This is a genomic window from Limnohabitans sp. TEGF003 (genome assembly GCF_055395455.1).
In genome coordinates this window covers 1,150,633-1,169,063 of the sequence record NZ_AP029225.1, presented here as the reverse complement: position 1 = coordinate 1,169,063, position 18,431 = coordinate 1,150,633, and the positions used below count along the sequence as shown (strand labels likewise).

The following is an 18,431-nucleotide window of genomic DNA, read 5'->3' as shown; positions in this document are numbered from 1 at the left end:
AAGGGCGGCTAAGATCGGGCATGGCTTATATAAAAAAATTCCTCACCTTCCGAGACTGGCCCCGTCTGACCGCAGCACTGGCCCGCACCGAGGTGCTGGCCGGCCTGACGGTGGCCTTGGTGATGGTGCCGCAAGCCGTGGCCTATGCCGGTTTGGCCGGTATGCCCCTGGTCACGGGGCTTTATGCCTGCCTGATCCCGGCCCTGCTGGCCGTGCTGTTTGGCAGTGCCAACCGCTTGTCGGTGGGTCCCGCAGCGCTCACCTGTGTGTTGATCGGTGCCTCCCTCACGGGCATGGCCGAGCCAGGCTCAGCCGAATGGGTTTCGCTGGCCGTGTGGCTGTCGCTGCTGTCTGGGGGCATCCAGCTGCTGCTGGGTCTGGGGCATTACGGCTGGCTCATCAACCTGGTCAGCGCCCCGGTGATGATGGGCTTCACACAAGCCGCGTCCTTGTTGATCATGGCCTCGCAGGTGCCTGCCTTGCTGGGCGTCAAAGCCTGGCGCTGGGATGTGTCCACCTGGTCCGACTGGCTCACAGGCTGGCCTGCCCTGTTTGGGCTGGGCAGCCTGGCCGTGCTGCTCTTGCTGCGCAAATTCAAGCCCCGCTGGCCGGGCATCATGCTGGTGATGGGCGCTGCCTCGGCTCTGGGTTATGTCACGGGCTATGCCGAGCACGGCGCCATTGTGGGGCTGTTGCCCTCGGGATTGCCTGACTTTTACTGGCCGCATTGGCCAGGCCTGGAGATGCTCAATCAGCTGTGGGTGCCCGCCATGGTGATTGCGCTGGTGAGCTTTCTGGAGACCGCCTCCAGCGCCCGCATCGAGTGCCAGCGCGACGGCAAACGCTGGGACGACAGCACCGAACTTTTCAGCCAGGGCCTGGCCAAGCTCGCTTCGGCGTTCTCGGGCAGCTTCCCGACCAGCACCTCGTTTTCGCGCTCGGCGCTCATGCTGTATGCGGGTGCGCGCTCAGGCTGGGCGGTGGTAGCCTCCGTCGGCTTCGTGCTGCTGGCCTTGCTGATCCTCATGCCTGCGCTGCAGTTCGTGCCGCGCTCGGTGATGGCGGCCGCCGTCATCGTGGCCGTGCTCAACCTGTTCCAGCCCCGGCAGTTTCTGAAACTCTGGCGCATTGACCGGGTAGAGACCCTCACGGCGGGCGTGACCTTTGCCATCACCCTGGCCACCGCCCCGCGCATTTACTGGGGGGTGATGACCGGTGTGCTGGTGGGGCTGAGCCACTTCCTGCACACCCGCTTGCACCCGCGCATCATCGAAGTGGGCCTGCACCCCGACGGCAGCCTGCGCGACCGGCACCTGTGGCAGCTGCCGCCTCTGGCGCAAAACCTCTATGCCTTGCGCATGGATGCCGAGTTGGACTTTGCGGCCTCGAGTGATTTTGAGCGGGCCATCACCGATCACCTGGCCCAGCACCCTCAGGTGCGCCATGTTTGCCTGTTTGCCCAGCCCATCAACCGGGTCGACGCCACGGGTGTGGAAACCTTTGGTCAGTTGCACCGCCAACTGAGCAGTCGGGGCATCACCTTGCACATCAGCGGCATCAAGCTGCCCGTGGAGACCGCCTTGCGCCGGGCCGGGGAGCTGCACGACGGCCCCCAACTCAGGCTCTACCGCACCGATGCCGAGGCCTTGCTGGCCCTGCGAGCGCTGGACCCGCTGCCGCCCGACATCGCCGCTGCGGCAATCTGAGCCCCGTCAGGTCGGGATCTCGGCCTCGACCAAGAGCGCCAGGAGCTGCAAGGACTCCTGCCAGCCCAGACAGCAGGCCTCTGGCGGAATCATGTCGGGAATACCGGATTGCTCAATGTTCACCTCGGTGCCCACCGACACGGCCTTGAAAGTGATGCTGGTCACCATCTGGCCGGGCAAATTGGCATCGTCAAAACTGTCGGTGTGGCTCAAACGCTCACCGGGCACCAGCTCCAGAAACGTACCCCCGAAGCTGTGTGACTGCCCGCTTCCGAAATGGGTGAACGACATGCGATAACGCCCGCCGATGCGGGCATCCATCTCATGCACACGGCCCGTGAAACCATGCGGGGGCAGCCACTTGCACATCGCGTCCGGATCGACAAAGGCGCGGAAGACACGCTCGGCAGGCGCACGGAAAACGCGCTGGAATTTGACGGTGTGTGGCATCGCTGTTGTCTCCAAAAAATCATTGTGCGCCTGCAGCAAGGCTTTCTTCAAACTCGGTCAGTCGCTTGTAAATCGAGCGCAGCTCGGTGATGTCGGTCCAGCGCTCGATCAGGTAGGAAAACGCCTCGTTCACCTTGCCAAACGCGTTGCTGACCTGCTGGATCACGCCCAGTGTGATCAACCCGGTGAACAGCGACGGCCCCATCAGCAGATACGGAAAAATCACCATGGTCTGGCTGTAGAAATTGCTCCACAAATGGAAGTAAGCGTAGTGGTTGAACAAGCGAAAGTTGTTCAACCGCACACCTGTAAACAGGCCCATCACCGTGGGCAAATCCATGCGGCTGCGGTCGTCTTCGGCATACACCAGGTCTTTGCGCAGCGCGGCCTCGGTCCGCTGGTTGTTGTACTCCAGCCCCGGCAGGCGAATGCCCACAAACCACGACAGCACCGTGCCGCCCACCGCCGTGACCAAGGCCACCCAAAACAGCGAGCCCTCGAACTGCAACCACGCAATGGCCATTCCGCTGGACAGAGCCCACAAAATCGGAATGAACGAAGCCAGTGTGAGCAGCGCCCGCACCAGGCCCAGCCCCAAATTCTCGGTCTGCCGGGCAAAACGCATGCAGTCTTCCTGAATGCGCTGCGAAGCGCCTTCGACCGTGTGGGCCGTGCGTTGCCAGCGCGGCAAATACACCTCGGTCATGGCCTGACGCCAGCGAAAGGCGTAATGCGAGGCCAGATACGTCTCCAGGCTGCGCAGCAGCATGTAGGGAAAAGCAATCCACGCAAACTGCAGCATGAAGGCCCAGAACTTGTCCAACCCGCCCGCCTGCTCGGGCTTTTGCAGCAGGTCGTAAAACTCACCGTACCAAGTGTTGAGCTTCACGGTCTGCTGCACCGTGATGAACACCAGCGCCACCAACACCAGCAAACCGCCCCAAGCCCACAAGGCCCAGCGGCGCGAGAGAAAGAAACTGCGAAACATCGGCTCAGACCTCTTTCGGGTTCACGTCATCCACCGTCACGGTCTCGAAGTCAGCAGGCAACACCACCTCCAGCAACTCCACATCGTGGCTGTGCCCCAGTTCGCGGTGGCGAATTTCAGGCGGCTGGTGCACGCACGAACCTGCCTCCAGCCTCACCACGCCTTGGCCTTCGTACTCGAACTCGATCCAGCCCTTGAGCACATAAACCAACTGAAACTGCGTCTTGTGAAAATGGGGCTGGCTTGAAAAAGCACCTCCTTCGGCAGCGCGGATCACGCTGGCCGTGACACGCCCACCCGTCGCCTCACGCACGCCCAAATCGCGGTATTCAAAAAACGAGCGCAGCCCTTTGTCGAACTGCGCGTCCTTGGCGTGGGTCACCACGAAACCTTGTGTCGTCATGGTTATTTCCTCGTAAACGTTGTCTGATTCATTTAAAAGGTCAACAGCATCCTACAAGCAAGCTCACGCCGTGACGATCCACCCCTCCAGCGGATCACACGGTGGCAGGCCGTATTGCGGGTGCCCCGCCTCGTGCTGCTGCTGCGCCCAGGCCGCTTGCATCAGGCACAAGGTGGCGTCCAGGGCATCGCCGCTGGCGTCATCGGCCAGACGCCCCAAGAGCGCGTTGCTGGCCACCAGGCGCAGGCCCAAGCGGGTCTGGCCACGCTCCAGTGCGCCCAGCAGTTCTCGCCGGGCCAGCAGGCGCTCGGGGGTTTGCTTGGCTTTGTCGTCACTTTTGTAGCTGCGGCTGCCCAGCACCTCGCGTGCCAAGAGGCCGGGGTAGGCCTCCAGCGCCACGCGGCGGGCGTCTCCTGCGTGCAGGCCGGGCAGGTGCACGCCTGCTTGGCGCAACAAGGGCACACCCGCGTGCAGCATGTAGGCCACAGGCGGGTTGACCCATTTCATGGACGGGCTGGAGCCTGCGGGTTTGTCTGCAGCGCGGTGGGCGAATTTGCCGCCCACCGGGCGGGCATTGCAAAACGCCGCAAACTGCGCCCGTATGTCGCTGCGCTCCAAGGCGCAGTAATGGTCCATGCAGCCAGCCCAGTCGGTGGGCCAACCCAAGTTCTCGACCAATTCACGCGGCAGCCCAAAGGGCAAGTCAAAACCGCCCACCCAGTCGGCGGGCTGTGCCAGCCATTGGCCAAAAGCGTTCAAGGTGTCAAAGGTCTGCAGAGCCTGCAGCTGCACCCTGCCCTGCCGAGCCTGGCCCTGCGCCAGCACGATGGGTTTGCGCCTGCTGGGACTGCTGGAAAAATCACAACCGATCAAGGACACCGTGTTCATCTCACCACCCCAGCGCCATCACACCTGCAGCGATCAGCACGGCCCCGGCGATGCGCGGTCCCCGGTCTTTTTCACCCAGCAAATGGCCGCCCAGCAAGGCCGCAAACAGCATGGACACTTCCCGCGCCGGGGCCACATGCGACAGCGGCGCCACCTGCAGCGCATAAAGCACCAGCACATACGACACAGGGCTGAAAATGCCGACCACCAGCGCATAGCGTCGCTGCTGCAGCCACAGCGCCCACACGGCCGTGCGGTCGCGCAGCAAGGTGGGCAACAAGAACACCAGACGCACCAGGTTGCCAAAATAATCCACCAGGATGGGCGACATCAGCGCGACCTTGACGGCGTAGCCATCGACCACGGTGTAGCTCGCAATGAACAGGCCCGTGACGCCGCCATAAAAAATGCCTGTGCGCACACGCGCTTGTTGCTGCGGGTCGTGCGCGGCTTGCCAGAGCCCCGGGCCACCCGCGATCAGGAACACACCACACACCACCCCCAGGATGCCCATCAGGCCCAGGGATGAAATCTGTTCACCGAGAAAAACAATCGCCACCATGGATGACAAGAGCGGCCCCGAACCTCGGGCCAAGGGGTACACCACCGTCAGGTCTGCCTTCCGATAGCCGCGCAACAGCACAATGAAATAACCCACATGCAAAAGCGCACTGGCCAGCACCAGTGCCCACTCCAAAGCCCCCCACAGCGGCACCTGCTGCCAACCCGCCCACAGACCCACGGGAGCCCAAAACACCATCAGCACCACCGAAGTGAAGCCGACAAAGCGCACATCGCCCCCGGCTTTTTTGGCGGCAATGTTCCAGCAGGCATGGATCAGCCCGGCCAGGACAACCAGGGCAAGTGCACTCAGGGGCATGGGCGTGAAAAAGCCCCTTGCGGGGCTGGGGGGTGAATGGCGTTTAAGCCCGGCCGATGATGGAGGCCGTGGCCATCAGCTCTTCGAGCAGCGCCAGCGACACTTTGCCGGACACGTTGTACGGGTCCAGCTCGGCCCGCTCGGAATACTTGAGCAGGATGTTGGTGTTCACGCGGGACGCATCGACCTGGCCCATGGTCCAGCCGCCAAAGCGCCGCTCCGAGATTTCTTCGTAATGGAGCAGCACCACATCCTTGTGGCGCACATCTTTCTGGATGTGGCCATAAAGATCGCTGACGGCGTTGCGACCGCCTTCGATGGCCTGCAAAAAGATGCCCCCGCCATAACAAAGAATGCCGGTGATGCCACTGCTGGGATTGAACTGGCGCGATTGCGCCAGGATGGATTCGATGGTCTCGGGGCGCGGATCCACCGTGCGGCTGGCGTAAAGCAGGCGTACCAACATGGTCAGTCCTTTTTAGGAATCAAAGACAAAAATTCACGACGCAAGTTCGGGTCTTTCAGGAAGGCACCGCGCATGACCGAATTGATCATCTTGCTGTCCATGTCCTTCACGCCGCGCCAGCCCATGCAGTAGTGGCTCGCTTCCATCACGATGGCCAAACCATCGGGCTGGGTTTTGCGCTGAATCAGGTCGGCCAGTTGCACCACGGCTTCTTCCTGGATCTGGGGGCGGCCCATGATCCATTCGGCCAAGCGGGCGTATTTGGACAGACCAATCACGTTGGTGTGCTCGTTGGGCAACACACCGATCCAAATTTTGCCGATGACAGGGCAAAAGTGGTGGCTGCAGGCACTGCGCACGGTGATGGGGCCGACGATCATCAGCTCATTGAGGTGCTCGGCGTTGGGGAACTCGGTGATCTCGGGGCCTTCCACATAGCGGCCCTTGAAGACTTCCTTCAAATACATTTTGGCCACACGGCGGGCGGTGTCGCCCGTGTTGTGGTCGTTCACGGTGTCGATGACCAGACTGTCGAGCACACCCGCCATCTTGTCGGTGACCTCGTCGAGCAGCTTATCCAACTCGCCGGGCTGGATGAACTCGGCGATGTTGTCGTTGGCGTGGAAGCGTTTGCGGGCAGCATGGATGCGCTCGCGGATCTTGACGGAGACAGGGACGCCTTCGTCTTCGGGCGTGGCGGCAGAAGCAGTCATGGCGTCTGGGGCTTTCATTAACATGGCAATGATCGTAACAGCGATTGGGAAGCGCCCCTCCACGGCCAGAAAACGCCCATGACAGGCGGGGGGGATCACCCGCTCAATAGCGGTTGCCGGTCAGAAACAAGGCCAAGCGCATCAAACCGAAGGCGATGCGGTCGCGCAGCCTTTGGTGCCAGGGCCTTTGGGTGTAATGGGCGGCCACCACCGCGGTGCTTTGCTGCTCGATGGCCAAGTGCAAGCGCTGGTGCAGCTGCTTGGCAAAGGCTTTGTCGGCCACCACCACATTCGCCTCACGCGCCAGCAGCAAGCTCAGCGGATCCAGGTTGGAAGAACCCACGGTGGCCCAGGGCCTGTCGTTGTCCGGATCGACCACGGCCACTTTGGCATGCAAAAAACTGGCGGTGTACTCGTGGATTTCGACACCTGCATCCAGCAAGACCCCATAAACCGGGCGGGCGGCATGGTACTGCATGAAGTATTCGTAACGCCCTTGCAGCAGCAAACGCACACGCACCCCTCTTTGCGCCGCATGGATCAGGGCCTTGCGCAAACGCCTGCCGGGCAGGAAATAAGCGTTGGCGATGACGATTTCGTGCCGGGCCGCGCCGATGGCCTTCAGATAGGCACGCTCGATCTGGGTGCGGTTGAGCACGTTGTCACGCAGCAACAGCCCGGCCTTGGCCACCAGGTGCCCCTCGGGTGCTTCGCTGTGCTGCAACCAGGGCGCATGCAGCCCGGCTGCCCGAAAGGAACTGAAAGCTTCCGGAAACTGCTGCTGCCGCACATGCCGCACCCCCTCGATGCGCCACCACAGCTGCGCCATGGTTTCCTGCATCTGTTGCACCAAAGCCCCCCTTGCGCAAACGGCAAAGTCCAGCCGGGGCTGAGGCAAGGCGCCGTGGTGCGGGTCGTACCAATCGTCCAGGATGTTGATGCCACCACAAAAAGCCAGGTGGCCATCGATCACGCACAACTTGCGGTGCAGCCGCCGCCAACGGCTGGGGATCAACAAGCCCAAAGTGCCCAAGGGCGAGTAAATCCGCCAATCGACCCCTGCCCGCGCAAAGCGTTCACGCCATGCGGGGGGCAGCGCCAATGTGCCCACGCCATCGACCACCACCCAGACACGGACCCCCCGCAAAGCCGCGCGCTCCAGTGCCTCGGCCACCCGCACGGCTGCACCGTGAAAGTCAAAAATATAGGTCTCGATGTGCACCTGAGAGCGGGCCTGCTCCAGGGCGGCCACCAGCGCTTCAAAATAGGCCTGTCCCCCCTCGATCAGGCGAATCTGATGGCCATCTCGCAAAGACACACTGTGGCGCATGGTCAGTCCATCCAGGCGAATTCGGCCACCAGCGGCAGATGGTCCGACATGCGCTGCCAAATGCGCCCCGTTGGGGCCATGGCATGAACCGGCGTCAAGCCACGGGCATACACATGGTCGAGCTGGTTCAAGGGCAGTCTCGACGGGTAGGTGGGCGTGGGTTGCTCGCGCCATTCGCGAAAACCTGCCCCGGCCATGCGCCGCCCCAGCCCGGTCCCCCAATCGTTGAAGTCGCCTGCCACCAGCACAGGTGCATCGGGCGGAATGGTCTGGTCGATGAACGCCAGCAACTGATGGACCTGACGCACCCGGCTGGCAGGCACCAAGCCCAGATGCACCACGATCACATGCACCACGCGGTCCACCACCTGAACTTCGGTGTGCAACAAACCCCGCTGCTCAAAACGGTGGTCCGAGATGTCCTGGTGCTGGTGTGAGAGCACAGGCCAGCGCGACAACAAGGCATTGCCGTGCTCGCCGTGGCGGGTGATGGCGTTGGTGCGGTACACCGACGCATAGCCTTCGGGGGCCAGGTAGTCGGCTTGCGGGACGCTCGGCCAATGCGAAAAATAGCGCTCCTCGCGGCGGTGCATGCGGCGCACCTCTTGCAGGCACACGATGTCGGCGTCGAGTTGCTCCACCGCATGGCCCAGGTTGTGGATCTCCAGCCGCCGCGCTGGCCCCAAGCCTTGGACACCCTTGTGGATGTTGTAAGTGGCCACCCGCAAGACCGGGTGTTCGTGGCGCTGGGGCATCATCGGCCCACCTGCTGGTCAAAGCGTGGCAGCATGAGGATGGCCTCGGCGTTGGAGGCTGAAAAGCAATGGTCTGCCGCCGCCTGCCAATGAAGCCACTGCCACTCGGTGTGTTCGGTCGGGCTCAAGGTGATGGAGGTGGGCTCGGGCACACGCAAGCCAAACACCCACTCGGTGTTGCGGCTCACTTCGGGGTGGTAGCGCCAGCGCCAGGCCGGGTAAATCTCGTACACATTCTCCAGCTGCCAATCCTGCAGTTGGCAAGCCGGGTGCAGCGCATCGATGCCGGTTTCTTCCTGCACCTCGCGCACGGCCGTGTCGGCCCAGCTCTCTTGGGGGTGGTCTTTGCTGCCCGTGACCGACTGCCAGGTGCCTGCATCGGCACGTCGAATGAGCAAGACCTGACCGCCCGGGGTGTAGATCACCACCAGCACGGATTCGGGGATTTTGTAAATCATGGAGGTCACGGTGGCATTCTAGGCAGCTCGGGTCTTGCTAGGATTGCGCCATGTCGTCTTCACCCACACCCTCTGCACCTTTTTTGCTGCAAACCCACGCCCTCAGTGGCGGGCCAGCGGACCATGCGGTCATCCAACGGCTGAGTTTCACATGGTCTGCCGGCCTGCATTGGGTATGCGGGGACGAATGCTGTGGCAAAACCAGCCTGTTGCGTCTGTTGTCCGGAGATTTGCAAGCGCTCGGCGGAAGCGTGCACATGCCGCCAGGCGGGGTGTTTTGGGCCGACCTGAAAGGCCCAGAACACGACCAGACCACGGTGCAAGCCTGCTGGGAACAATGGCGCACCCGTTACCCCCAATGGAACAGCGCACTGCTGCAAGAGCTGTCCGAAGCGCTCGACATGGAAAGGCATCGGAACAAACCGCTGTACATGCTCTCCACTGGCAGCCGCCGCAAAGTCATGCTGATCGCTGGCCTGGCCTCGGGGGCCACGGTGACCCTGCTGGACCAGCCCTTTGTCTCACTCGACCAGCACTCGGTCAAGACCATCAAGGCGTTTTTGCGAGAAGCCGCCGAAGCACCTGACCGCGCCTGGATCGTGGCCGATTACGAAGTGCCGGACGATTTGCCGCTGACCAGCGTGCTGAACCTGAGCGCAGCGCCATGACTTGAAGGCCTTGCGGCCTTCAAGTCAACGTCACTTCAGAAGCGGTCGGCGTTCATGACCTGGGTCCAGGCGGTCACGAAGTCCCGCGCCAACTTCTCGCGGTTGTCGTCTTGCGCGTAGACCTCGGCATAAGCCCGCAAGACCGAGTTGGAGCCAAACACCAAATCCACGCGTGATGCCGTCCACTTGGCCTGGCCAGTTTTGCGGTCGCAAATCTCGTACGAATTGCGGCCCGTGGGCTTCCACTGGTAGGCCATGTCGGTCAGGGCCACAAAGAAGTCGTTGCTCAAGACCCCCACCCGCTCGGTGAACACCCCGTGCTGGCTGCCGCCGTGGTTGGTGCCCAGCACGCGCATGCCGCCGATCAGGGCCGTCATCTGGTGAGCGGTCAGACCCATGAGTTGGGCCCTATCGAGCAGCAACTCTTCGGGGCTGACAGCGTAGTGTTGCTTGAGCCAATTGCGGAAACCGTCGTGGATCGGTTCGAGCACCGCAAACGATTCGGCATCGGTCATGGCCTCGCTGGCGTCGCCACGTCCGGGCTGGAAGGGCACGGGAATGTCAAAGCCCGCCGCTTGGATGGCCTGCTCTACACCCACGTTGCCGGCCAGCACGATCACATCGGCCACGCTGGCACCACTGTCCTTGGCAATGCCTTCGAGGATGCCCAACACTTTGGCCAGGCGGGCAGATTCGTTGCCTTCCCAGTCTTTTTGCGGAGCCAGGCGAATGCGTGCACCGTTGGCACCGCCACGCTTGTCGGAGTGGCGGAAGGTGCGGGCACTGTCCCAAGCGGTGGTCACCATCTCGCTCACGCTCAGGCCGCTGGCTGCAATTTTGGCTTTGACAGCGGTCACGTCGTAATCGGGTCTGCCCGCAGGCACCGGGTCCTGCCAGATCAGGTCTTCTTGCGGTACTTCAGGGCCGATGTAACGGGCTTTGGGGCCCAGATCACGGTGGGTCAGCTTGAACCAGGCACGGGCGAACACGCGGGTGAAATATTCGGGGTCTTTGTGAAAACGCTCCGAGATCACACGGTAGGCCGGGTCCATCTTCATGGCCATGTCGGCATCGGTCATCATGGGTTGCACGCGAATCGTCGGGTCTTCCACATCGACCGGCATGTCTTCAGGTTGGATGTTGATCGGCTTCCACTGGTTCGCACCCGCAGGGCTCTTGGTCAGTTCCCACTCGTAGTTGAGCAGCAAATGGAAGTAGCCGTTGTCCCACTGCGTGGGATGGGTGGTCCAGGCACCTTCGATGCCGCTGCTGACGGTGTCTCGGCCCACGCTGCGAGTGCTGTGGTTCATCCAGCCCAGCCCCTGTTCGTTCACGTCAGCGGCTTCAGGGACTGGACCGAGGTTTTGCGCCTTGCCGTTGCCATGGGCTTTGCCCACGGTGTGACCACCGGCTGTCAGGGCCACGGTTTCTTCGTCGTTCATGGCCATGCGGGCAAACGTCAAGCGCACGTCTTGCGCCGTGCGCAGCGGATCGGGTTGTCCATTGACGCCTTCAGGGTTCACATAAATCAGACCCATTTGTACGGCAGCCAAAGGATTTTCCAAGGTCTCACGCTGGTCGCCAGCGTAACGGGTCGAGGCCAGCCATTCTTTTTCAGAACCCCAATAAATGTCTTGCTCGGGATGCCAGATGTCTTCGCGCCCGAAAGAGAAACCGTAGGTCTTGAGGCCCATCGATTCATAAGCCACGTTGCCCGCCAGCACCATCAAGTCGGCCCAGCTGATGCGGTTGCCGTATTTCTTCTTGATTGGCCACAACAAGCGGCGCGCTTTGTCGAGGTTGACGTTGTCGGGCCATGAATTGAGGGGTGCAAAACGCTGGTTGCCCGTTCCCGCACCGCCTCGGCCATCGGCGATGCGGTAAGTGCCTGCGGCATGCCAGGCCATGCGGACCATCAAACCGCCGTAGTGCCCCCAATCAGCAGGCCACCAGTCCTGGCTGTCGGTCATGAGCGCGGTCAGGTCTTTTTTGAGCGCGGGTACATCCAGCTTTTTGACTTCTTCGCGGTAATTGAAGTCGGCCCCCATGGGGTTGGTCTTGGTGTCGTGCTGGTGCAGGATGTCCAGGTTCAGCGCCTTGGGCCACCACGCCTTGGCAGCATTGGCTTTGTCGGTGTGAGTGTTAGCGCCGTGCATGACGGGGCATTGGCCTGCGGTAGAGGGAGTTGGGGTCATGGTGAGCTTCCTTCGTGTTGGGTATATCGAGGTTCGGTGTTGGCAAACACGGTCTTGTGGAAACCGCTGCAGAAAGAAAAACATCTTTCACATCCGACGACTCAGTTTACGCATGCCTGTGTGACAAAACACAAGTATTTGTTGATGCCCGCCATAGTCAAAGCTCATCCATGTTCGCCAGACCACACAACACCCGGCTTGCGTGGCGACCTCTTAGGCATGCATGCACAAAGGGCTCTGAGACACCTTTGAAAAATGAGGGCATCGGCCCAGCGATGTGATCTGTTCACCCCTTTTCTGCGCTATGCCCCATAATGCGTGCGTGTACGTCATGAAAAGCGGCACAAGTCAGGTGATCGGTCAGTTTCGCGCGCTACGGCGGCAGTTTTCAGTTTGTTGTGCTTTCGGGACCCCATCGCTTTGTTTTTTTGTATTTCTGAGGAGTCCCCATGGGCAATAAACTTTACGTCGGCAACTTGCCGTACAGCGTTCGCGACGAAGACCTGCAACAAGCCTTCGGCGAATTCGGCGCCATCACCAGCGCCAAGGTCATGATGGAGCGCGACACCGGTCGTTCCAAAGGTTTCGGTTTTGTGGAAATGGGCAGCGATGCCGAAGCCCAAGCCGCCATTGCTGGCATGAATGGCCAGTCTTTGGGTGGCCGCAGCATCACCGTGAACGAAGCCCGTCCGATGGAGGCACGTCCTCCACGCACTGGCGGCTTCGGTGGTGGTGGCGGTTACGGCGGTGGCGGCCGTTCGGGTGGCGGCGGCTACGGCGGCGGTGACCGCTCCGGTGGCGGCGGCTACGGTGGCGGCGATCGCTCCGGCGGTGGCGGCTACGGCGGTGGCCGCGGCGGCTACTGAGCCCTGCGCATCCCTTTCACGGCAGCGATGCCGTGACAAAAAATTTCTGACTCGGCCCTGCGCTGAACCAAGAGAGACTAGGCTTCAAGACTTCGGTTTTGAGGCCTTTTTTGTGGGCCTATTTGCTAAGTTTTGGCTTACTCGTCTGCAAAGAAATCAGAGTCAATTTTCTTTAGCTGATAAGTGGCTGTAATTGAAACCCCAAGATCGTGCTCGATCATCAATTGGGCCAATCGAACACCGTCAATCAAAACAATTCGATAGGAACGACTGTTTTTGGCAGCAGCCACTGCTGCTGGTGTGAACGTACTCGTTGTGATGAATACACCTTTACTTGCGCCTTTGGCATCAAGAGCACCCTTGAAATCACGAATTGGCCCTTCACCAACAGATCCTTCCCAGCGTTTTGCTTGGATGTAAATAGCATCCAACCCAAGCCGATCCTCGTTGATAACACCGTCAATCCCGCCGTCACCAGATCTTCCCACGGCTTTACCAGCTTCGATTTGACTGCCACCGTAACCCATGTTGAGAAGCAACTTAACCACCAGTCTTTCGAAAAATTCTGGGCTGCATTGCTTGATGGTTTCAATCAACTCATCCGCTAACTCTTGCGATATCTCCGCATGCGCACGCTCTAAAACTTCTTCTGGGGATGCACTGATCACGGATTCAGTCGCATCAACCGCCGTAGTGTTGGTGGTCAAGATTGGCTGAGCCGACTGGGGGAATTGCTCAAGGAAACGAAGATCAATTTTGATGGGGTGTGTCGACAAAACTTGTCGACCTCTTTCGGAGATGACAATCACACCCCTCCTCGGCTGATCGATGAGCCCGGCTTTTTTGAGGTGTGTTTTTGCCCATGCCAAGCGGTTGTAAAAAAGCGGCGCACGTCCACTTGGAAGCATCTCAGCCCATTCAGATTCCGACAGATTAAATTGCTGACCGATCGTCAACGTGGCATCCCTGATTGCATATTCTTTGCCGTCTGCTATCAAATTCATCAACGGAAGCATCAAACTCTGGAAATCAGGAATTGGCATGTTTGTCTCAGTAAAAAAGGGTGCGATTCCAAGAATCGCACCCTTTAATTTTGCATTAAAAGTAGTTACTGCTTAGCAGCATCCACATTACGCAAGCGGATGTGCAATTCGCGCAACTGCTTCTCGTCGACCGGGCTTGGGGCCTGGGTCAGCAAGCACTGGGCGCGCTGTGTTTTGGGGAAGGCGATCACGTCGCGGATCGACTCGGCACCGGTCATGAGCGTGACGATACGGTCCAGACCGAAAGCCAGGCCGCCGTGCGGTGGCGCGCCGTATTGCAGCGCGTCGAGCAGGAAACCGAACTTGAGCTGGGCTTCTTCGGGTGTGATCTTCAAGGCGTCAAACACTTTTTGTTGCACGTCCGCGCGGTGGATACGCACCGAGCCACCGCCCATTTCCCAGCCGTTGAGCACCATGTCGTAGCCCTTGGAGATGCACTTCTCGGGCGCGGTGACCATCCAGTCTTCGTGACCGTCTTTGGGCGCGGTGAAGGGGTGGTGCACAGCGGTGTAGCGCTGGCTTTCGTCGTCGAACTCGAACATCGGGAAGTCGACCACCCACATCGGGGCCCAACGGTCTTCGAACAAACCGTTTTTCTTGCCAAACTCGCTGTGGCCGATCTTGATGCGCAGGGCACCGATGGCGTCGTTGACGATCTTGGCCTTGTCGGCACCGAAGAAGATCAGGTCGCCGTTTTGCGCGCCCGAGCGCTCCAGCACGGCATTCAATGCCGCGTCGTGGATGTTCTTGACGATGGGCGACTGCAAACCATCACGGCCTTTGGACAGGTCGTTGACGCGGATGTAGGCCAGGCCCTTGGCACCGTAGATCTTGACGAACTCGGTGTAGGCGTCGATCTCGCCGCGGCTGATGCCGCCGCCTTCGACCGAACCGCCCGGCACGCGCAGGGCCACCACGCGGCCACCCTTCATGTTGGCCGCGCCCGAGAAGACCTTGAAGTCCACATCGCCCATGACGTCGGTCACTTCGGTGAACTGGAGCTTCACGCGCAGATCGGGCTTGTCGGAGCCGTACAGGTGCATCGCATCCTGGTAGGTCATGACCGGGAACTCGCCCAGGTCCACGCCGATGGTGTTTTGGAACACGCGCTTGATCATGCCCTGGAACATGTCGCGGATTTCTTCTTCGGTCAGGAAGGAGGTTTCGATATCGATCTGGGTGAATTCGGGCTGGCGGTCCGCACGCAGGTCTTCGTCGCGGAAGCACTTGGTGATCTGGTAGTAACGGTCATAACCGGCCACCATCAAGAGCTGCTTGAACAGCTGGGGCGACTGGGGCAGCGCAAAGAACTGACCGTCGTGCACGCGGCTGGGCACCAGATAATCACGCGCGCCTTCGGGCGTGCTCTTGGTGAGCATGGGGGTCTCGATGTCCACAAAGCCGTTTTCATCGAGGTACTTGCGCACTTCCATGGCCACGCGGTAGCGCAGCATCAGGTTGTTTTGCATGTACGGACGGCGCAGGTCCAGCACGCGGTGGGTCAGGCGGGTGGTTTCGGACAGGTTGTCTTCATCGATCTGGAAAGGCGGCGTGACCGACGCGTTGAGGACGATCAGCTCATGGCACAGCACTTCGATCTTGCCGCTTTTGAGGTTGTCGTTGGTCGTGCCTGCGGGGCGGGCACGCACCACGCCTTTGATCTGCACGCAAAACTCGTTGCGCACGTCTTCGGCCACCTTGAACATGTCGGGACGGTCGGGGTCGCACACCACCTGCACATAGCCTTCGCGGTCACGCAGGTCAATGAAGATCACGCCGCCGTGATCTCGGCGACGGTTGACCCAGCCGCACAGGCTCACGGTTTGACCGGTCAGGGCTTCGGTCACCAGACCGCAATAGTGGGAACGCATGGACATGTTGTGGGACTTTCAGGATTCGCAAAAATAGAGACAAAAGGGCCGTATCAAACCGGATGGGATGAGACCGGTGCGGCTGCGGCAGGCTTCGGAGCAGCGGTGGCGGGAGGTGCCACGACGCCCATGGAAATGATGTACTTGAGGGCGTCGTCAACACTCATCTCAAGTTCGATCACATCGGCCTTGGGCATCATCAGGAAAAAGCCCGAAGTCGGGTTGGGCGTGGTGGGCACATAGACACTCACCATGGGCTGGCCCAGGTGTTTGGCCACCTCCCCCCCGGGGCTGCCGGTCAAGAAGGCGATGGTCCACGAGCCCTGGCGCGGGTACTGCACCAACAAGGCTTTGGAAAACGCGTTGCCACTGCCCGAAAACAAGGTGTCGGCCACCTGCTTGACGCTGGTGTAGATGCTGCGCACCACCGGGATGCGGTTCATCAGGCCATGCCATTTGCGCAGCCACCACTGGCCAAACATATTGGCCACAAACACACCCGTGGCAAAAATGACCACCGCCACAATCGCCACGCCCAAGCCGGGGATGCCGCGCAGGTACTCGGCGCTGGCATGGACGCCGGGGATCAAGGTGTCGGCCGCATGCAGCACCGCCAAAAAGATGGCGTCGAGCATGCCGACCAACCACATGAGCACCCAAACGGTGATACCCATGGGCAGCCACACCAGCAGACCGGTGATGAAGTACTGTTTGAAGCTGCGTTGTTTCATGGGTGGGCCAAGGTTGGGCATGTCAATGGCAGGCGCAGGATGCGCCACAACCGCCAGCGGTATCGGCGGTGCCCGATGACTCGGAGGACGCCGAAGCAGAAGGCTCTGATGCGGCAGCGGTTGAAGCGGCAGCAGCGCCTGTGGCACCTCCGCCGCCTTTGAAATCGGTCACATACCAGCCAGAACCCTTAAGCTGAAATCCGGGCGCTGTCAGTTGCTTGCTGAATTTGGGAGCACCGCAGGCCGGGCAATCGGTCAGGGGTGCATCACTGATTTTTTGCAGAACATCCTTGGCATGGCCGCAGGCGTCGCATTTGTAGGCATAAATGGGCATGTGAGGAGCCTTTGAAGGTGATACAACAAAACCTTCAATTATAGGCTTGGCAGCCAGCTTCAAGGCCCATGCTCAAAGGAGCCCCACCTGTTCCTGCAGCAGTACCGGGCACCCATCGCGGTTGAGGGTTGCGCTGAACCAACCCTCAAAGGACAACAACAGTGAACCCAGCTGCTGCGTAGACGGCTGTCTCAGCGCTTGGCGCTGTCTTGGTCGGCGTGGCTGAGGGCGCTGGCCATGGACTGCCCTTGGTTGGCGATCACGCTGGGCGCCAAAGAACCCAGGAGCATGCCCACGATGGACGCCATCAGGCCCAGCAAGTTGGCCGGAACCAGGGTCTCCGGTGCCAGGAAGTTGAAGACCAGCCAGGTGCCCACACCCAACACCACCGAGAACAGGGCCCCTTGCGTGTTGGCACGCCGCCAGAAGGCCCCGGCCACCAAAGGCACAAAAGCCCCCGTCAGGGTCACGTTGTAGGCGTTTTGCACCATCTCGTACATGGTGCTGGTGCTGTTGAGGGCAAACAGCAAGGCGAACGAGGTGAAGGTCACCAGGATGACGCGCAGCAGCAGCAAAAACTGGCGGTCGCTCATGTGGGGCACAAAAGGCTTGAGGACGTTCTCGGTGAAGGTCGCCGTGGGGGCCAACAAAGCGCCGCTGGCGGTGGACAAAATGGCCGAGAGCAAGGCACCAAAAAACAAAATCTGCGCCCACATGGGCATCTTGCCCAGCACCAGATCGGGCAGGATACGCTGGATGGTGCGGGCGTCTTCCGACTCGAACAAGGCCTTGAGCTCGGGGTGGGCGATCAGTGCCGCATAAGCGATGTACAGGGGAATGAAAGCGATCACAAAGTACATCAGGCCACCAATGATCGTGCCGCGCACGGCGGTTTTTTCATCCTTGGCACTGGTCATGCGCTGAAAGACGTCCTGCTGCGGAATGGAGCCAAAGGCAAATGCAAAGAAAGCACCGGCCATGGCCCACCAGGCGGCAGCATCCATGTCGGCCGGGAACATGTCGAACTTCCCGTCTGCGGCCGCTTGCGCCACCACCTTCTCAAAGCCGCCTGCATTGCCGCCCACCAGGGTGGCCACCAGGATCAGGCCCACCACAATGACCACGGTCTGGAACAAATCGGTGAAGGCCACTGACCACATGCCGCCAAACACGGTGTAGACCAACACCACGGCTGCGCCCATCATGATGGCGTGGTTCAGATCAATGGCTCCTGACGAGAGCACATGGATGACCAGGCCCAGCGCCGTCAACTGCGCCGAGGTCCAGCCCAGGTAAGACAACACGATCGCCACGCTGGTGAGCACCTCCACCGACTTGCCGTAACGCACCTTGTAGAAGTCGCCAATGGTGAGCAGATTCAGACGGTAAAACAGCTTGGCGAAAAGCAATGCGGCCAACACCAGGCAGACGGTGGCACCAAAGGGATCGCCGGGGATGCCGTTCAGGCCATCTTTGGCAAAGGTGGCCGACACCGACAGGACCGTCTCGGCCCCGAACCAGGTGGCAAAGACGGTGGCCACGTTCATGTAGAGCGGCAAGCTGCGGCCTGCCACCAGGTAATCTTTGGCGCCATGGACCCGGCGTGCAGCCAACAAACCGATGCCGATGGTCACGGCCAAGTAAGCGATCACAAAAGTCAGCAGCACCTGCAGCTCCTCCAGATAT

19 protein-coding genes are annotated in these 18,431 nt (G+C 60.7%); 3 read left to right on the top strand and 16 right to left on the bottom strand.

The features are described from left to right. The first annotated feature begins 20 nt into the window (after positions 1–20). Positions 21–1,706 (top strand): SulP family inorganic anion transporter, encoded by a 1,686-nt coding sequence (locus ACZ5RT_RS05835; protein ID WP_291923788.1) that lies wholly within the window; start codon positions 21–23, stop codon positions 1,704–1,706. Positions 1,707–1,712: 6 nt separating this feature from the next. Here ACZ5RT_RS05835 and ACZ5RT_RS05830 read toward each other — a convergent pair whose 3' ends face one another. The 10 genes from ACZ5RT_RS05830 to nudB all read right to left on the bottom strand — a co-directional run bounded on the left by ACZ5RT_RS05830 (position 1,713) and on the right by nudB (position 9,037). Continuing rightward, positions 1,713–2,156, bottom strand: a complete 444-nt coding sequence (locus tag ACZ5RT_RS05830; RefSeq protein WP_464453832.1) for an SRPBCC family protein — start codon at positions 2,154–2,156, stop codon at positions 1,713–1,715. Positions 2,157–2,175: 19 nt separating this feature from the next. Further along, positions 2,176–3,144, bottom strand: a complete 969-nt coding sequence (locus ACZ5RT_RS05825) for a putative transporter (protein WP_464453831.1) — start codon at positions 3,142–3,144, stop codon at positions 2,176–2,178. A gap of 4 nt (positions 3,145–3,148) precedes the next feature. Further along, the gene (locus ACZ5RT_RS05820; RefSeq protein WP_464453830.1) at positions 3,149–3,547 is read right to left on the bottom strand and encodes a cupin domain-containing protein; all 399 of its coding nucleotides are present in this window, start codon (positions 3,545–3,547) and stop codon (positions 3,149–3,151) included. A 63-nt stretch (positions 3,548–3,610) separates the two neighbouring features. Next, complete coding sequence (locus ACZ5RT_RS05815) at positions 3,611–4,435, bottom strand: DUF429 domain-containing protein (RefSeq protein ID WP_464453829.1); 825 nt, start codon at positions 4,433–4,435, stop codon at positions 3,611–3,613. Position 4,436: 1 nt separating this feature from the next. Further along, positions 4,437–5,315 (bottom strand): EamA family transporter, encoded by an 879-nt coding sequence (locus ACZ5RT_RS05810; RefSeq protein ID WP_464453828.1) that lies wholly within the window; start codon positions 5,313–5,315, stop codon positions 4,437–4,439. A 43-nt stretch (positions 5,316–5,358) separates the two neighbouring features. Next, entirely contained in the window at positions 5,359–5,781 is a 423-nt protein-coding gene (locus ACZ5RT_RS05805; RefSeq protein ID WP_108427583.1) for a BLUF domain-containing protein, read from the bottom strand. A gap of 2 nt (positions 5,782–5,783) precedes the next feature. Then, the gene (folE, locus tag ACZ5RT_RS05800) at positions 5,784–6,512 is read right to left on the bottom strand and encodes a GTP cyclohydrolase I (RefSeq protein WP_108427582.1); all 729 of its coding nucleotides are present in this window, start codon (positions 6,510–6,512) and stop codon (positions 5,784–5,786) included. A gap of 85 nt (positions 6,513–6,597) precedes the next feature. Further along, a complete protein-coding gene (gene clsB / locus ACZ5RT_RS05795; protein WP_291923801.1) occupies positions 6,598–7,824 on the bottom strand; it encodes a cardiolipin synthase ClsB in 1,227 nt (408 codons plus the stop codon). A 2-nt stretch (positions 7,825–7,826) separates the two neighbouring features. Next, positions 7,827–8,582 (bottom strand): endonuclease/exonuclease/phosphatase family protein, encoded by a 756-nt coding sequence (locus tag ACZ5RT_RS05790; RefSeq protein WP_108427580.1) that lies wholly within the window; start codon positions 8,580–8,582, stop codon positions 7,827–7,829. Next, positions 8,579–9,037: a dihydroneopterin triphosphate diphosphatase gene (gene nudB, locus ACZ5RT_RS05785; protein WP_464454200.1), complete on the bottom strand. Its 459-nt coding sequence runs from the start codon at positions 9,035–9,037 to the stop codon at positions 8,579–8,581. The genes ACZ5RT_RS05790 and nudB overlap by 4 nt, the downstream gene beginning before the upstream one ends. Positions 9,038–9,087: 50 nt before the next feature. On the opposite strand from nudB, the gene ACZ5RT_RS05780 reads away from it, so the two are divergent. Beyond that, positions 9,088–9,705 carry an ABC transporter ATP-binding protein gene (locus ACZ5RT_RS05780; RefSeq protein ID WP_464453827.1) on the top strand — a complete coding sequence of 206 codons (618 nt, stop codon included), beginning with the start codon at positions 9,088–9,090 and terminating at the stop codon, positions 9,703–9,705. A gap of 35 nt (positions 9,706–9,740) precedes the next feature. Here the strand turns inward: ACZ5RT_RS05780 and katG are convergent, their stop codons facing one another. Next, complete coding sequence (gene katG, locus ACZ5RT_RS05775; RefSeq protein WP_464453826.1) at positions 9,741–11,900, bottom strand: catalase/peroxidase HPI; 2,160 nt, start codon at positions 11,898–11,900, stop codon at positions 9,741–9,743. 449 nt (positions 11,901–12,349) lie between these two features. Here katG and ACZ5RT_RS05770 point away from each other — a divergent pair, with 449 nt between their 5' ends. Further along, positions 12,350–12,766 carry an RNA recognition motif domain-containing protein gene (locus ACZ5RT_RS05770; RefSeq protein WP_108427576.1) on the top strand — a complete coding sequence of 139 codons (417 nt, stop codon included), beginning with the start codon at positions 12,350–12,352 and terminating at the stop codon, positions 12,764–12,766. Positions 12,767–12,903: 137 nt separating this feature from the next. Here the strand turns inward: ACZ5RT_RS05770 and ACZ5RT_RS05765 are convergent, their stop codons facing one another. The 5 genes from ACZ5RT_RS05765 to ACZ5RT_RS05745 form a co-directional block, all read right to left on the bottom strand. Beyond that, the gene (locus ACZ5RT_RS05765) at positions 12,904–13,809 is read right to left on the bottom strand and encodes a restriction endonuclease (RefSeq protein WP_464453825.1); all 906 of its coding nucleotides are present in this window, start codon (positions 13,807–13,809) and stop codon (positions 12,904–12,906) included. Positions 13,810–13,874: 65 nt separating this feature from the next. Continuing rightward, entirely contained in the window at positions 13,875–15,686 is a 1,812-nt protein-coding gene (gene aspS, locus ACZ5RT_RS05760; RefSeq protein ID WP_464453824.1) for an aspartate--tRNA ligase, read from the bottom strand. A gap of 47 nt (positions 15,687–15,733) precedes the next feature. Continuing rightward, the gene (locus ACZ5RT_RS05755; RefSeq protein ID WP_464453823.1) at positions 15,734–16,411 is read right to left on the bottom strand and encodes a DUF502 domain-containing protein; all 678 of its coding nucleotides are present in this window, start codon (positions 16,409–16,411) and stop codon (positions 15,734–15,736) included. A gap of 22 nt (positions 16,412–16,433) precedes the next feature. Beyond that, positions 16,434–16,745 (bottom strand): FmdB family zinc ribbon protein, encoded by a 312-nt coding sequence (locus ACZ5RT_RS05750; RefSeq protein WP_464454199.1) that lies wholly within the window; start codon positions 16,743–16,745, stop codon positions 16,434–16,436. Positions 16,746–16,936: 191 nt separating this feature from the next. Then, positions 16,937–18,412, bottom strand: a complete 1,476-nt coding sequence (locus tag ACZ5RT_RS05745; RefSeq protein WP_464453822.1) for a high affinity choline transporter 1 — start codon at positions 18,410–18,412, stop codon at positions 16,937–16,939. Positions 18,413–18,431 lie beyond the last annotated feature (19 nt).

What these genes read in the sequence shown, in the direction of transcription:
- ACZ5RT_RS05815 (WP_464453829.1), bottom strand. Translation starts at nt 4,435, where the DNA reads ATGAACACGGTGTCCTTGATCGGTTGTGATTTTTCCAGCAGTCCCAGC.
- ACZ5RT_RS05755 (WP_464453823.1), bottom strand. Translation starts at nt 16,411, where the DNA reads ATGAAACAACGCAGCTTCAAACAGTACTTCATCACCGGTCTGCTGGTG.
- ACZ5RT_RS05810 (WP_464453828.1), bottom strand. Translation starts at nt 5,315, where the DNA reads ATGCCCCTGAGTGCACTTGCCCTGGTTGTCCTGGCCGGGCTGATCCAT.
- ACZ5RT_RS05770 (WP_108427576.1), top strand. Translation starts at nt 12,350, where the DNA reads ATGGGCAATAAACTTTACGTCGGCAACTTGCCGTACAGCGTTCGCGAC.
- ACZ5RT_RS05835 (WP_291923788.1), top strand. Translation starts at nt 21, where the DNA reads ATGGCTTATATAAAAAAATTCCTCACCTTCCGAGACTGGCCCCGTCTG.
- ACZ5RT_RS05765 (WP_464453825.1), bottom strand. Translation starts at nt 13,809, where the DNA reads ATGCCAATTCCTGATTTCCAGAGTTTGATGCTTCCGTTGATGAATTTG.
- ACZ5RT_RS05825 (WP_464453831.1), bottom strand. Translation starts at nt 3,144, where the DNA reads ATGTTTCGCAGTTTCTTTCTCTCGCGCCGCTGGGCCTTGTGGGCTTGG.
- katG (WP_464453826.1), bottom strand. Translation starts at nt 11,900, where the DNA reads ATGACCCCAACTCCCTCTACCGCAGGCCAATGCCCCGTCATGCACGGC.
- aspS (WP_464453824.1), bottom strand. Translation starts at nt 15,686, where the DNA reads ATGTCCATGCGTTCCCACTATTGCGGTCTGGTGACCGAAGCCCTGACC.
- ACZ5RT_RS05830 (WP_464453832.1), bottom strand. Translation starts at nt 2,156, where the DNA reads ATGCCACACACCGTCAAATTCCAGCGCGTTTTCCGTGCGCCTGCCGAG.
- folE (WP_108427582.1), bottom strand. Translation starts at nt 6,512, where the DNA reads ATGAAAGCCCCAGACGCCATGACTGCTTCTGCCGCCACGCCCGAAGAC.
- nudB (WP_464454200.1), bottom strand. Translation starts at nt 9,037, where the DNA reads ATGATTTACAAAATCCCCGAATCCGTGCTGGTGGTGATCTACACCCCG.
- ACZ5RT_RS05790 (WP_108427580.1), bottom strand. Translation starts at nt 8,582, where the DNA reads ATGATGCCCCAGCGCCACGAACACCCGGTCTTGCGGGTGGCCACTTAC.
- ACZ5RT_RS05805 (WP_108427583.1), bottom strand. Translation starts at nt 5,781, where the DNA reads ATGTTGGTACGCCTGCTTTACGCCAGCCGCACGGTGGATCCGCGCCCC.
- ACZ5RT_RS05750 (WP_464454199.1), bottom strand. Translation starts at nt 16,745, where the DNA reads ATGCCCATTTATGCCTACAAATGCGACGCCTGCGGCCATGCCAAGGAT.
- clsB (WP_291923801.1), bottom strand. Translation starts at nt 7,824, where the DNA reads ATGCGCCACAGTGTGTCTTTGCGAGATGGCCATCAGATTCGCCTGATC.
- ACZ5RT_RS05780 (WP_464453827.1), top strand. Translation starts at nt 9,088, where the DNA reads ATGTCGTCTTCACCCACACCCTCTGCACCTTTTTTGCTGCAAACCCAC.
- ACZ5RT_RS05820 (WP_464453830.1), bottom strand. Translation starts at nt 3,547, where the DNA reads ATGACGACACAAGGTTTCGTGGTGACCCACGCCAAGGACGCGCAGTTC.